The sequence below is a fragment of the Bacillus sp. LJBS17 genome (assembly GCF_019334685.1).
Taxonomy (GTDB): domain Bacteria; phylum Bacillota; class Bacilli; order Bacillales; family Bacillaceae; genus Bacillus; species Bacillus subtilis.
On sequence record NZ_CP079759.1, the window covers coordinates 430028 to 443177 of the forward strand.

General features: G+C 47.3%; 13 protein-coding genes. 10 read left to right on the forward strand and 3 right to left on the reverse strand.

What is annotated here, in order from left to right:
- Positions 1–72 precede the first annotated feature (72 nt).
- The 4 genes from gabT to gdh all read left to right on the forward strand — a co-directional run bounded on the left by gabT (position 73) and on the right by gdh (position 4631).
- Positions 73–1383 (forward strand): 4-aminobutyrate--2-oxoglutarate transaminase, encoded by a 1311-nt coding sequence (gene gabT, locus KXZ66_RS02170; protein WP_124073412.1) that lies wholly within the window; start codon positions 73–75, stop codon positions 1381–1383.
- Between the two features lie 68 nt (positions 1384–1451).
- Positions 1452–2840, forward strand: a complete 1389-nt coding sequence (gene gabD / locus KXZ66_RS02175) for a succinate-semialdehyde dehydrogenase (protein WP_021481750.1) — start codon at positions 1452–1454, stop codon at positions 2838–2840.
- A gap of 122 nt (positions 2841–2962) precedes the next feature.
- A complete protein-coding gene (gene glcU, locus KXZ66_RS02180) occupies positions 2963–3826 on the forward strand; it encodes a glucose uptake protein GlcU (RefSeq protein WP_003234455.1) in 864 nt (287 codons plus the stop codon).
- Positions 3827–3845: 19 nt separating this feature from the next.
- Positions 3846–4631, forward strand: coding sequence for a glucose 1-dehydrogenase (gdh, locus tag KXZ66_RS02185; RefSeq protein WP_024573629.1), 786 nt, complete (start codon positions 3846–3848; stop codon positions 4629–4631).
- A gap of 43 nt (positions 4632–4674) precedes the next feature.
- Here gdh and KXZ66_RS02190 read toward each other — a convergent pair whose 3' ends face one another.
- Genes KXZ66_RS02190 through ycnK form a run of 3 tightly spaced genes read right to left on the reverse strand, consistent with a single transcriptional unit; the run spans position 4675 to position 7534 of the window.
- Positions 4675–5289 carry a YcnI family copper-binding membrane protein gene (locus KXZ66_RS02190; RefSeq protein ID WP_014475816.1) on the reverse strand — a complete coding sequence of 205 codons (615 nt, stop codon included), beginning with the start codon at positions 5287–5289 and terminating at the stop codon, positions 4675–4677.
- A gap of 12 nt (positions 5290–5301) precedes the next feature.
- Positions 5302–6927: a copper transporter YcnJ gene (ycnJ, locus tag KXZ66_RS02195; RefSeq protein ID WP_219144966.1), complete on the reverse strand. Its 1626-nt coding sequence runs from the start codon at positions 6925–6927 to the stop codon at positions 5302–5304.
- Between the two features lie 34 nt (positions 6928–6961).
- Positions 6962–7534, reverse strand: a complete 573-nt coding sequence (ycnK, locus tag KXZ66_RS02200) for a copper uptake transcriptional regulator CutR (protein WP_024573246.1) — start codon at positions 7532–7534, stop codon at positions 6962–6964.
- A 164-nt stretch (positions 7535–7698) separates the two neighbouring features.
- On the opposite strand from ycnK, the gene KXZ66_RS02205 reads away from it, so the two are divergent.
- The 6 genes from KXZ66_RS02205 to sipU all read left to right on the forward strand — a co-directional run bounded on the left by KXZ66_RS02205 (position 7699) and on the right by sipU (position 13092).
- Positions 7699–8052: a hypothetical protein gene (locus tag KXZ66_RS02205; protein WP_003246726.1), complete on the forward strand. Its 354-nt coding sequence runs from the start codon at positions 7699–7701 to the stop codon at positions 8050–8052.
- Positions 8053–8224: 172 nt separating this feature from the next.
- Entirely contained in the window at positions 8225–9661 is a 1437-nt protein-coding gene (locus KXZ66_RS02210; protein ID WP_010886406.1) for a PTS mannitol transporter subunit IIBC, read from the forward strand.
- A gap of 24 nt (positions 9662–9685) precedes the next feature.
- Positions 9686–10117: a PTS mannitol transporter subunit IIA gene (locus KXZ66_RS02215; RefSeq protein WP_003246714.1), complete on the forward strand. Its 432-nt coding sequence runs from the start codon at positions 9686–9688 to the stop codon at positions 10115–10117.
- Between the two features lies 1 nt (position 10118).
- Entirely contained in the window at positions 10119–11240 is a 1122-nt protein-coding gene (locus KXZ66_RS02220) for a mannitol-1-phosphate 5-dehydrogenase (RefSeq protein WP_161619500.1), read from the forward strand.
- Between the two features lie 90 nt (positions 11241–11330).
- Positions 11331–12395, forward strand: a complete 1065-nt coding sequence (locus KXZ66_RS02225; protein ID WP_003234436.1) for a tartrate dehydrogenase — start codon at positions 11331–11333, stop codon at positions 12393–12395.
- A 133-nt stretch (positions 12396–12528) separates the two neighbouring features.
- Positions 12529–13092: a signal peptidase I sipU gene (gene sipU, locus KXZ66_RS02230; protein WP_021481743.1), complete on the forward strand. Its 564-nt coding sequence runs from the start codon at positions 12529–12531 to the stop codon at positions 13090–13092.
- The last annotated feature ends 58 nt before the right edge of the window (positions 13093–13150 follow it).

Sequence of the window (13150 nt, forward strand, 5' to 3'; positions counted from 1 at the left end):
TATAATTGGTACTTTTCATCATACCAAAGAGAAGTCAGAATGATAAGAAAATACCGACAGGGGGATATTCACATGAGTCAAACAACAGCAAGCATCACAACTGCACAATGGCAGCAAAAACGGGATCAATTTGTGTCAAAAGGTGTGAGCAACGGCAACCGCAGTCTGGCGGTCAAAGGAGAAGGGGCCGAGCTGTACGATCTGGATGGCCGGAGATTTATTGATTTTGCAGGCGCCATCGGCACGTTAAATGTCGGACACTCGCATCCGAAGGTGGTTGAGGCTGTGAAGCGGCAGGCGGAGGAGCTGATTCATCCTGGCTTTAATGTCATGATGTACCCGACTTATATCGAATTAGCAGAAAAACTGTGCGGCATCGCGCCTGGCAGCCATGAGAAAAAAGCGATTTTTCTTAACTCAGGGGCAGAAGCGGTCGAAAACGCTGTGAAAATCGCCAGAAAGTATACAAAGCGCCAAGGCGTTGTCTCGTTTACACGCGGGTTTCACGGGCGCACGAATATGACGATGAGCATGACAAGCAAGGTAAAACCTTATAAATTCGATTTCGGACCTTTTGCGCCAGAGGTTTATCAAGCGCCGTTCCCTTATTATTATCAGAAGCCGGCCGGCATGAGTGATGAAAGCTATGACGATATGGTCATTCAAGCATTCAATGATTTCTTTATCGCTTCAGTGGCGCCTGAAACGGTGGCGTGTGTCGTGATGGAGCCAGTGCAGGGAGAAGGCGGATTTATTATTCCTTCGAAACGGTTCGTACAGCACGTCGCTTCATTCTGCAAAGAACACGGCATTGTTTTTGTTGCTGATGAAATCCAAACCGGCTTTGCCAGAACTGGCACTTATTTCGCAATTGAGCACTTTGATGTAGTGCCCGATCTGATCACGGTTTCTAAATCGCTTGCGGCAGGCCTGCCATTAAGCGGTGTGATCGGGCGTGCGGAAATGCTTGATGCGGCAGCGCCAGGGGAGCTGGGCGGCACGTATGCCGGCAGCCCGCTCAGTTGCGCGGCGGCTTTGGCAGTCTTGGATATTATCGAAGAAGAAGGACTGAATGAGCGATCTGAAGAAATTGGCAAAATCATTGAAGACAAGGCGTATGAGTGGAAAAAAGAATTCCCGTTCATCGGTGACATCCGCAGACTCGGGGCGATGGCCGCAATCGAAATCGTCAAGGATCCAGACACGCGTGAGCCTGATAAAGCAAAAGCAGCAGCGATCGCGGCCTATGCGAATCAAAACGGATTACTTTTGCTGACAGCAGGAATTAACGGTAATATCATCCGCTTTTTGACACCGCTCGTCATCTCAGACAGCCTTTTAAATGAAGGGCTCAGCATCTTGGAGGCGGGCCTGCGAGCTTAATCATTGGAAAGAAAACGGCTGGGTCTGCTATCATTTTAAGTAATCATGAAAAGAAAGGAATGTTCAATATGCCAGATCAATTAACGGTCTACAACCCGGCTACGGGCGAGGAGATCAAAACGATTCCTCAGCAATCAGCCAAAGAAGTAGAAGAAGCCATTGAACGTTCACATCAAGCGTTTAAAACGTGGTCTAAAACATCGGCGAACGAAAGAGCGTCTCTTTTGAAAAAATGGTATGAGCTGATTGTTGAACATAAAGAAGAGCTTGCAGATTTAATTACGAAGGAAAACGGAAAACCCTATCAGGAAGCAGTCGGCGAGGTACTTTACGGCGCAGGCTATATCGAATGGTTCGCAGAGGAAGCGAAGCGTGTGTACGGAAGAACGGTCCCGGCCCCGACAACTGGTAAACGAATTGTTGTAACACGCCAGCCGGTCGGCCCCGTTGCTGCTATCACGCCCTGGAATTTCCCGAATGCGATGATTACACGCAAAGCGGCGCCTGCTCTTGCCGCCGGCTGTACATTTATCATCAAGCCGGCGCCGGACACACCGCTGTCTGCTTATGAACTAGCGCGCCTCGCATATGAAGCGGGCATTCCGAAGGATGTTCTTCAGGTTGTGATCGGCGATGGAGAAGAAATCGGAAATGTGTTCACAAGCAGTCCGAAAATCCGCAAAATCACGTTCACAGGCTCAACACCTGTAGGGAAAATCCTTATGAAAAACAGCGCGGACACCGTAAAGCACGTCTCAATGGAGCTCGGCGGACACGCCCCGCTGATCGTAGATGAAGATGCGGACATTGACCTTGCCGTTGAACAGGCGATGGCGTCCAAATACCGAAACGCCGGCCAAACCTGCGTATGTGCCAACCGCCTGATCGTTCATGAATCCATTAAAGATGAATTTGCTGCGAAACTGAGCGAGCAAGTGTCTAAGCTGAAAGTCGGAAATGGACTTGAGGAAGGCGTCAATGTCGGCCCGATCATCAACAAACGAGGCTTCGAAAAAATCGTCAGCCAAATAGATGATGCGGTTGAAAAAGGCGCGAAAGTTATTGCTGGGGGCACATATGACCGAAACGATGACAAAGGGTGCTACTTTGTGAATCCGACAGTGCTCACCGATGTCGATACGTCCATGAACATCATGCATGAGGAAACATTCGGCCCGGTCGCCCCGATCGTCACGTTTTCTGATATTGATGAAGCGATTCAGCTTGCCAACGATACACCGTATGGCTTGGCTGCTTACTTCTTCACAGAAAACTACCGCCGCGGCATCTATATTTCCGAGAATCTAGAGTATGGCATTATCGGCTGGAATGACGGCGGACCGTCAGCGGTTCAAGCGCCATTCGGCGGAATGAAAGAAAGCGGCATCGGCCGTGAAGGCGGTTCAGAAGGTATCGAGCCGTACCTTGAAACAAAATATTTGTCCATCGGTTTATAAAAGAATGCACGCTCCTGAGAGCTGCCGGATTTTCCGGCAGCTCTTTTTGTGTTCCGGCGAATAATCACAACAATTCCAGCCAAAATAACAGCAAATACATTTTGAAAGAAGGTTCCCCAACAATGGATTTATTATTGGCTCTTCTCCCGGCTTTGTTTTGGGGGAGCATTGTTCTCTTCAATGTGAAATTAGGCGGCGGGCCGTACAGCCAGACACTGGGAACGACGATCGGGGCACTCATTGTTTCTATCGTTATTTACTTTTTTGTTCAGCCCGTTCTGTCCCTTCGCATTTTTATTGTTGGAATCGTATCCGGCTTATTTTGGTCACTTGGACAGGCCAACCAGTTGAAAAGCATTCAATTGATGGGCGTGTCGAAAACAATGCCGATTTCCACAGGAATGCAGCTCGTTTCCACCTCGCTGTTCGGTGTGATCGTGTTCCGCGAATGGTCAACACCGATTGCGATTACGCTTGGCGTTCTCGCTTTGATCTTTATCATTGTGGGAATCATTCTCACGTCCTTGGAAGATAAGAATGATAAAAAAGAGGGCGAGCCAAGCAATTTGAAAAAGGGCATTTTGATTCTCCTTGTTTCGACTCTTGGTTATTTGGTTTATGTAGTCGTGGCTAGATTATTCAATGTGTCCGGCTGGTCCGCGCTGCTGCCACAGGCAATTGGCATGGTGGTCGGGGGGTTAGTTTTAACCTATAGACACAAACCCTTTAACAAGTATGCGATCAGAAATATTCTCCCAGGGTTAATCTGGGCAGGCGGAAATATGTTTTTGTTTATTTCTCAGCCGCGAGTCGGCGTTGCAACGAGCTTTTCCCTTTCACAAATGGGAATTGTCATTTCTACGCTCGGCGGTATTTTCATCCTGCGTGAAAAGAAAACGAAACGCCAGCTAATAGCAATTGCGATCGGGATTATCCTGATTATTGCCGCCGCCGTATTCTTAGGAATCGCCAAAACAAATTCATAACAAATGGAGGAGGATGTATATGTATCCGGATTTAAAAGGAAAAGTCGTCGCTATTACAGGAGCTGCTTCAGGGCTCGGAAAGGCAATGGCCATTCGCTTCGGCAAGGAGCAGGCAAAAGTGGTCATTAACTATTATAGTAATAAGCAAGATCCGAACGAGGTAAAAGAAGAGGTCATCAAGGCGGGCGGTGAAGCTGTTGTCGTCCAAGGAGATGTCACGAAAGAGGAAGATGTAAAAAATATCGTGCAAACGGCAATTAAAGAGTTCGGCACACTCGATGTTATGATTAATAATGCCGGTCTTGAAAATCCTGTGCCATCTCACGAAATGCCGCTCAAGGATTGGGATAAAGTCATCGGCACGAACTTAACAGGTGCCTTTTTAGGAAGCCGTGAAGCGATTAAATATTTCGTAGAAAACGATATCAAGGGAAATGTCATCAACATGTCCAGCGTGCATGAAAGGATTCCGTGGCCGTTATTTGTCCACTATGCAGCTAGTAAAGGCGGAATTAAGCTGATGTCTGAAACGTTGGCTTTGGAATACGCGCCGAAGGGCATTCGCGTCAACAATATCGGGCCAGGTGCGATCAACACGCCAATTAATGCTGAAAAATTCGCTGACCCTAAACAGAAAGCAGATGTAGAAAGCATGATCCCGATGGGCTATATCGGCGAACCGGAGGAAATTGCCGCAGTGGCAGTGTGGCTTGCTTCGAAGGAATCCAGCTATGTTACAGGCATCACGTTGTTTGCGGACGGGGGAATGACGAAATATCCTGCTTTCCAGGCAGGCCGCGGTTAAACATAAAAAGCGACCCAGACATGACATCTGGATCGCTTTTTTATTAGGCGCGTTTTTTCTTTACAAGTGCTGCTACAGATAAAATAATAGCAGCCGCAGACAGCACAATCGCTGTAATGTCTAGAGCTGAAGAACCTGAGTTTTCGGAATCGTCTTCTGTTTTCGTGGCGCCGTGCTCATCTGTCACTTGTTTTGCAGACGTGATGTTTGTAATGGAATGAGGTGTATCGGCATCCTCGTCACCTGTCCACTCAACAATGCTGCCGTCTTTGTAATATTGGTATGCGTCCCAAGCAGCTTCCTCCGCTTTGTCAGGGTTTTTGGCAACAAAGGTAAACTGCTGGAACTGTCCTTCCTGAATGCCTCCGTCAGTCGCCTCCCATGTCACGGACACTGATTTGTCATCATGTTTTTGAGTGGAAACCTTCCAGCCCGGAATTGGCTCATATTGCTGGAATTCAACATCCTTCGGCATTTTGAGGACAACCTTCGTTGTCGGCAGATTTTTCTCAGAAGGAACCTTCATTGTATACGTTTCCCAAGAGCCTGCAGCAGACTCAGCCGGTTTTACAGAAACATGCGCGCTGGCAGGGGCCGTAAAGAATAAGAGGGAGCCGACAATAGCCGGACATAGTGTCAATGCGATTTTTTTCAACAACGTAAACACTCCTTAATTGGTCTTTGTAAACATGATATTGATTTCGTTAAAGTCGCCGGTCAGGCCGTGGACTTTGATCTTCCAGTTTCCTTTTTCATTAATCGACAGGTTTTGATCTTGGAAGACGCCTTTTGTTTTTTCTTTTAATGTAAAGGTGCTTTTGTTTTCGCTGCCTGACAGGCCTGTTTTATAAACGGTTAACGTGATTTGCTGGATGTTTTTCACGGGATCTCCGTTATGGTCGGTGACACGCAGCTCAAAAACATTTTTTCCGGGCTGGTTTGGGCTGATGCTGAGAGAAACGCTTTGTCCGTTCTCTATCGCTTTGGTTTGGTAGAACGGTTCCGGCGCTGGCTCAGGCGGGCTTGGCAGGCTTGTAAACACGGCCGCTGTGATCAATACAGCGATGCCGATTGTCCACTCCGCTTTTAACGTTCGGCTGATTCCTGTGCGGCGCTGCTTTCTGGTAAGCAGAAAATGAATCGCACCTAAGACCAGCATGAAAACAAACAGCCCGCTTTTCACTAAAAGAGCTTGGCCGTACGCTGTATGGAACAGAGAATCCATTGAACGAATGATGAAAAATCCATTGAGCAAGCCTGAAAACAAAATGACGCCGACTGCAGTGAGCGCCCATGGAGAGAAGCGTCTGACCGTCTCCCACGCGAGCGTTTTGTCAGGCTGCCTCCATTCTTTTGAGAGCAGCAAAACGAGTGCCGCTATTCCGCCGACCCAGATGGAAGCGGAAGTTAAATGAAGGAAATCCATCAAAATGCCGACCGTTTTTTCTTCAACGACAGCAGCATGCCCGGTAAACGCCTTGGCAAGCAGGAGACCGAAAAAGAAAATGAGCGGCGCTATCCAATAGCCAAATGATGAAAAGCGGTTTTTCCATATCGCAGGGATGACAGACAGTGCGAGCAGTACGAACAGCGCGGCCTGTATGATCCAAACGGAGCCGCCTGCTGTCTCAAACAGTGTTTCTCTGATGTAGCCCGGGTGGAATGCACTGCCCCAGCCGCCGCCTGCGTTCGCTTTTGTCTGAATCGGAAGCTGAAGCAAAAGCGCCAGCCCCAATGCTGCGATCGAGCCGGTCAGGATACGTCTCGTCCGTTTGACGAGCTGTTCTGATTTCCCTTTATACCAGAAAAGATGGAAGAAAACCGTTCCGATAAACAGAGATAAGGCTGTATACAGAATCGCGCGATCTGCTGCTGTTCCCGGATTCAGAGCTGAATCGGCTGCTTTTTGGCTGCTGAATCCGCCATCCGCTTTCCCGATACTGAATGGAATGACGCCGGAAACAGGATGCCCGTCCGCGGATACGGCATTCCATTCCGCTCTGTACACATCTTTAGGCAGATTCTTCTTCAGCTTCACTGTCATGATGTGATGATTATCTTTTTTGATTTCAGTCTTGTCCGTATCCACACGGTCGCCGTTTGAATTATAGACTTTAATGTAATGAAACCCTTCTTCAACCGGTTCATTAAATTCGATTTCCACCTGCGCAGGAGCACTTTTTAATTCGCTGTTTTCCCCAGGTGAAGATTTGACAATATAGGCGTGAGCAAAGCTTGTTTTCGGCAGGAAAACAAGAAAAAGCAGAAGGATGATCCACCATCTGTTTCGCTTCATCACTCAGACACCACCTTCCGCTGTATGTGTTGTGTTATTTCTTGGTGCAGGTGCAGCGTTTCTTTCGGTCTTGAAGCATGTCTTCCAGCGCTTGGTCGAAAGTGCAGACGGCTCCGCCGAATCCTTTTTGAAATCGTTCGGCATGATCAAGTGTCGCAAACGGAATGGCCTGCGGCTGGCAGCAATGCAGGTTTAATTCAGCATTTACGACGAAATAAGCCGAACCGGCACTGACGGTTGTCTGTAACAGAAAATCTCTGCAAATCAAGTGTGAAACCTCTTCCGTTTTATCCGCGTAACGCAAAAACGCACAATGTGCGCAGCATAGCTGTTCAATGTCTTGGTTTACCGTAATCAGCTGAACCGAATGAGCTTGATTGACGGGCTTCAAACAATAGCTGCACATATGATCCGTTTGAGGTGTTCGGGCGGGGAGCGTGATGCCGCCGGCCGTTTTAATGACCTCATTTGACTGAACCAGCTGATTGACATCTCTGTATACCGTCATTTCCGAAACGCCAAACCTTGCGCTGATGTCAGAAATTCTGAGCGCGCCTTCTTCTTTCAGCCACTTCAGTATGTGTTGCTGTCTATTAATCGGAAGCATTCATACACCCTCTTCATTAAGATCTATTTAAGCGTAGAGGATTTTAGAGACAGAGACAAGTAAGCTGATGATAAAAAATGTGAAAATGTGTTGAACAGCAACAAAACGAAACAGAAGGGACTCTGGTATAATAGACATATGGAATAGAAAGTGAGGAATACCCTATGAAAGAAACACCATGCCCGAACTGCGGCAAACCTTTGACAGGCGATATGGTCAGATCATCAAATGTGCCTTGTCAATTTCGCTGCGGCCACTGCCGGGAACGGCTTTATGAATATAAAGTTTCAGCTCCGATTATGCTGGTATCATTAGCGGCCATCGTGCTGCTTATTTATCTTTTGATGCTCCTCCGCAATGCGGCAGGCTCAGTGCTGCCAGCTGTACAGCACGTGCCGATGGCTGTATTTGCGCTTGTGTGCGCGTATCCCGTTTTTATTGTGAGTGAGCGGATGATTGCAAAGTACGTGATTCAAAATGGCAACATCATTTATAGAGGAAAGAGAAAAGGCTCCTGAAACCAGGAGCCTTTTTATTTTTAAAAAATTGTCACAGTCATGTGCCAAAGTCCTCTTTACTTTCAATTGTATAGGGACTGTAAGCGTTTTAACATAGAGTCAAAGGGAAGCATCATTCTCTGAACATATTTTTGTATCTTACAGCGACAAACAAAACAGGGAGGGTTTATATATGCAGCAGCAAGAACAGCAGCAAGGCGGCATGAAAGTGAAAGTGCAGCGCTTTGGGAGTTATTTGAGCGGAATGATCATGCCGAATATCGGCGCGTTTATCGCGTGGGGTATCATTACCGCGCTGTTTATTCCGGCAGGATGGTTTCCGAATGAACAGCTGAACACGCTGGTCAGCCCGATGATTACGTATTTATTGCCGCTTTTGATAGCGTATACAGGCGGAAAAATGATCTACGACCACCGCGGCGGAGTTGTCGGAGCGACAGCGGCAATTGGGGTGATTGTCGGATCGGATATTCCAATGTTTTTAGGCGCAATGATTATGGGTCCGCTTGGCGGATACCTCATTAAACAGACTGATAAATTATTCAAGGATAAAGTCAAGCAAGGCTTTGAAATGCTAATCAACAACTTTACGGCAGGGATTGTCGGCGCGGCTTTAACGATTCTCGCGTTTTACGCCATCGGCCCGGTTGTCTTGACGCTAAATAAATTGCTGGCGGCTGGTGTGGAAGTCATTGTACACGCTAATTTACTGCCGGTAGCCAGTGTTTTTGTAGAACCGGCGAAAGTGTTGTTCCTTAACAACGCCATAAACCATGGAATCTTAAGCCCGATCGGAATCGAGCAAGCATCTCAAACAGGAAAATCAATTCTGTTTTTAGTAGAAGCAAACCCTGGACCGGGGCTCGGCATTTTGCTGGCCTACATGTTCTTTGGCAAAGGATCTTCAAAATCAACGGCTCCCGGTGCGGCGATCATCCATTTCTTCGGAGGGATTCACGAGATTTACTTCCCGTACATTCTGATGAAACCGGCCCTGATTCTTGCAGCCATTGCCGGCGGAGCAAGCGGACTCTTAACGTTTACGATCTTTAATGCCGGACTTGTCGCGGCAGCGTCACCGGGAAGCATTATCGCATTGATGGCAATGACGCCAAGAGGAGGCTATTTCGGCGTATTGGCGGGTGTATTGGTCGCTGCAGCTGTATCGTTCATCGTTTCAGCAGTGATCCTGAAATCCTCAAAAGCTAGTGAAGAAGACCTGGCTGCCGCAACAGAAAAAATGCAGTCCATGAAGGGGAAGAAAAGCCAAGCAGCAGCTGCTTTAGAGGCGGAACAAGCCAAAGCAGAAGAAGCGTCTGAGCTGTCTCCTGAAAGCGTGAACAAAATTATCTTTGCGTGTGATGCGGGAATGGGATCAAGTGCCATGGGGGCATCTATCTTAAGAAACAAAGTGAAAAAAGCGGAGCTTGACATCAGTGTGACCAACACGGCCATTAACAATCTGCCAAGCGATGCGGATATTGTCATCACCCACAAAGATTTAACAGACCGCGCGAAAGCAAAGCTGCCGAACGCGACGCACATATCAGTGGATAACTTCTTAAACAGCCCGAAATACGATGAGCTGATTGAAAAGCTGAAAAAGTAATCTTATAGAAAGAGAGTGATACTCATGCAAGTACTCGCAAAGGAAAATATTAAACTCAATCAAACGGTATCATCAAAAGAAGAGGCCATCAAATTGGCAGGCCAGACGCTGATTGACAACGGCTACGTGACAGAGGATTACATTAGCAAAATGTTTGAACGTGAAGAAACGTCTTCTACGTTTATGGGGAATTTCATTGCCATTCCACACGGCACAGAAGAAGCGAAAAGCGAGGTGCTTCACTCTGGGATTTCAATCATACAGATTCCAGAGGGCGTTGAGTACGGAGAAGGCAACACGGCAAAAGTGGTATTCGGCATTGCGGGTAAAAATAATGAGCATTTAGACATTTTGTCTAATATCGCCATTATCTGTTCAGAAGAAGAAAACATTGAACGCCTGATCTCCGCTAAAAGCGAAGAAGATTTGATCGCCATTTTCAACGAGGTGAACTGACATGATCGCCTTACATTTTGGTGCGGGAAATATCGGGAGAGGGTTTATCGGCGCGCTGCTTCACCACTCCGGCTATGATGTGGTGTTTGCGGATGTGAACGACACGATGGTCAGTCTCCTCAATGAAAAAAAAGAATACACAGTGGAACTGGCGGAAGAGGGACGTTCATCAGAGGTCATTGGCCCGGTCAGCGCGATTAACAGCGGCAGTCAGCCCGAGGAGCTGTACCGGCTGATGAATGAGGCGGCGCTCATCACAACAGCTGTCGGCCCGAATGTGCTGAAGCTGATTGCTCCATCTATCGCAGAAGGTTTAAGACGGAGAAACACTGCAAACACACTGAATATCATTGCCTGCGAAAATATGATTGGCGGAAGCAGCTTCTTAAAGAAAGAGATATACAGCCATTTAACGGAAGCAGAGCAGAAATCCGTCAGTGAAACGGTAGGTTTTCCGAATTCTGCCGTTGACCGGATCGTCCCGATTCAGCATCATGAAGACCCGCTGAAAGTATCGGTTGAACCATTTTTCGAATGGGTCATTGATGAATCAGGCTTTAAAGGGAAAACACCAGTCATAAACGGCGCACTGTTTGTTGATGATTTAACGCCGTACATCGAACGGAAGCTGTTTACGGTCAATACCGGACACGCGGTGACAGCGTATGTCGGCTATCAGCGCGGACTCAAGACGGTCAAAGAAGCAATCGATCATCCGGAAATCCGCCGTGTCGTTCATTCGGCGCTGCTTGAAACTGGTGACTATCTCGTCAAATCGTATGGCTTTAAGCAAACTCAACACGAACAATATATCAAAAAAATCATCGGTCGCTTTGAAAATCCTTTCATTTCGGACGATGTGACCCGCGTAGCGAGGTCACCTCTCAGAAAACTGGGAGAAAATGATAGACTTGTAGGCCCAGCAAAGAAAATAAAAGAACCGAATGCACTGGCTGAAGGAATTGCCGCAGCACTGCGCTTCGATTTCACCGGTGACCCTGAAGCGGTTGAACTGCAAGCGCTGATCGAAGAAAAAGGATACAGCGGCGTACTTCAAGAGGTGTGCGGCATTCAGTCCCATGAACCGTTGCACGCCATCATTTTAAAGAAACTTAATCAATAACCGATCACCCGTGACACAATGTCACGGGCTTTTTTTACTATCTCGCAATCTAGTATAATAGAAAGCGCTTACGAAAACAGGGGGAGGAGAATGACAATGAAACAATTCGAGATTGCGGCAATACCGGGAGACGGAGTAGGAAAAGAGGTTGTAGCGGCTGCTGAGAAAGTGCTTCATACAGCCGCTGAGGTACACGGAGGTTTGTCATTCTCATTCACGGCTTTTCCATGGAGCTGTGATTATTACTTGGAGCACGGCAAAATGATGCCCGAAGATGGAATACATACGCTTACTCAATTTGAAGCGGTTTTTTTGGGAGCCGTCGGAAATCCGAAGCTGGTTCCCGATCATATATCGTTATGGGGACTGCTGCTGAAAATCCGGAGGGAGCTTGAGCTTTCCATTAATATGAGACCCGCCAAACAAATGGCAGGCATTACGTCGCCGCTTCTGCATCCAAATGATTTTGACTTCGTGGTGATTCGCGAGAACAGTGAAGGTGAATACAGTGAAGTCGGCGGGCGCATTCACAGAGGCGATGATGAAATCGCCATCCAGAATGCCGTGTTTACGAGAAAAGCGACAGAACGTGTCATGCGCTTTGCCTTCGAATTGGCGAAAAAACGGCGCAGCCATGTGACAAGCGCCACAAAGTCTAACGGCATTTATCATGCGATGCCGTTTTGGGATGAAGTCTTTCAGCAGACAGCCGCTGATTATAGCGGAATCGAAACATCATCTCAGCATATTGATGCGCTGGCCGCTTTTTTTGTGACGCGTCCGGAAACGTTTGATGTCATTGTGGCGAGCAACTTGTTCGGTGATATTTTAACCGACATCAGCTCAAGCCTGATGGGAAGCATCGGCATTGCGCCTTCTGCGAACATCAATCCATCCGGCAAATATCCGTCCATGTTTGAACCGGTTCACGGCTCAGCTCCTGACATTGCCGGACAGGGCCTTGCCAATCCGATTGGCCAGATTTGGACAGCGAAGCTGATGCTCGACCACTTCGGAGAGGAAGAGCTGGGGGCGAAAATTCTGGATGTAATGGAGCAAGTGACTGCCGACGGCATCAAAACACGCGACATTGGGGGACAAAGCACAACGGCTGAGGTCACTGATGAAATCTGTTCGCGCTTAAGAAAGCTCTGATGAATCAGGCCGGGGCAGATGGCTGCCCGGGCCTGTCCATTTCCTTACGAAAATTTCCACGAAAGTCTAACCAAGCAGATCCAAATGCTGTATAATAATTTGGAATTCTTAGGAAAGCATCGGGTGAAGGAAGTTGAATGCAAAAACAATCACGTTAAAGAAAAAAAGAAAAATCACAACGATCGTTATACTCAGTATCATTATGATCGCAGCTCTCATTTTTACGATCAGATTGGTGTTTTACAAGCCTTTTCTTATTGAAGGATCATCAATGGCCCCAACGCTTAAAGACTCAGAAAGAATACTGGTTGATAAAGCAGTCAAATGGACTGGCGGGTTTCACAGAGGCGACATCATAGTCATTCATGACAAAAAGAGCGGCCGCTCTTTTGTCAAACGTTTAATCGGTTTGCCTGGTGACAGCATTAAAATGAAAAATGATCAGCTATACATAAATGATAAAAAGGTGGAAGAACCATACTTAAAGGAATATAAACAGGAGGTCAAAGAGTCGGGTGTAACCTTAACGGGTGACTTCGAGGTTGAGGTTCCTACCGGTAAATATTTTGTGATGGGAGATAACCGTCTCAATTCACTGGATAGCAGAAACGGAATGGGCATGCCTTCTGAGGACGATATCATCGGTACTGAATCTCTCGTCTTTTATCCATTCGGTGAGATGAGACAGGCAAAATAAAACTCAGTGCAACAAAGAACATGGAACGTACGGAACCAAAACACGCGATAATAAAGCG

What these genes read in the sequence shown, in the direction of transcription:
- ycnK (WP_024573246.1), bottom strand. Translation starts at nt 7,534, where the DNA reads ATGCTTCCGATTAATAGACAGCAACACATACTGAAGTGGCTGAAAGAA.
- gdh (WP_024573629.1), top strand. Translation starts at nt 3,846, where the DNA reads ATGTATCCGGATTTAAAAGGAAAAGTCGTCGCTATTACAGGAGCTGCT.
- KXZ66_RS02215 (WP_003246714.1), top strand. Translation starts at nt 9,686, where the DNA reads ATGCAAGTACTCGCAAAGGAAAATATTAAACTCAATCAAACGGTATCA.
- gabD (WP_021481750.1), top strand. Translation starts at nt 1,452, where the DNA reads ATGCCAGATCAATTAACGGTCTACAACCCGGCTACGGGCGAGGAGATC.
- KXZ66_RS02220 (WP_161619500.1), top strand. Translation starts at nt 10,119, where the DNA reads ATGATCGCCTTACATTTTGGTGCGGGAAATATCGGGAGAGGGTTTATC.
- KXZ66_RS02205 (WP_003246726.1), top strand. Translation starts at nt 7,699, where the DNA reads ATGAAAGAAACACCATGCCCGAACTGCGGCAAACCTTTGACAGGCGAT.
- KXZ66_RS02225 (WP_003234436.1), top strand. Translation starts at nt 11,331, where the DNA reads ATGACAATGAAACAATTCGAGATTGCGGCAATACCGGGAGACGGAGTA.
- glcU (WP_003234455.1), top strand. Translation starts at nt 2,963, where the DNA reads ATGGATTTATTATTGGCTCTTCTCCCGGCTTTGTTTTGGGGGAGCATT.
- gabT (WP_124073412.1), top strand. Translation starts at nt 73, where the DNA reads ATGAGTCAAACAACAGCAAGCATCACAACTGCACAATGGCAGCAAAAA.
- KXZ66_RS02210 (WP_010886406.1), top strand. Translation starts at nt 8,225, where the DNA reads ATGCAGCAGCAAGAACAGCAGCAAGGCGGCATGAAAGTGAAAGTGCAG.
- ycnJ (WP_219144966.1), bottom strand. Translation starts at nt 6,927, where the DNA reads ATGAAGCGAAACAGATGGTGGATCATCCTTCTGCTTTTTCTTGTTTTC.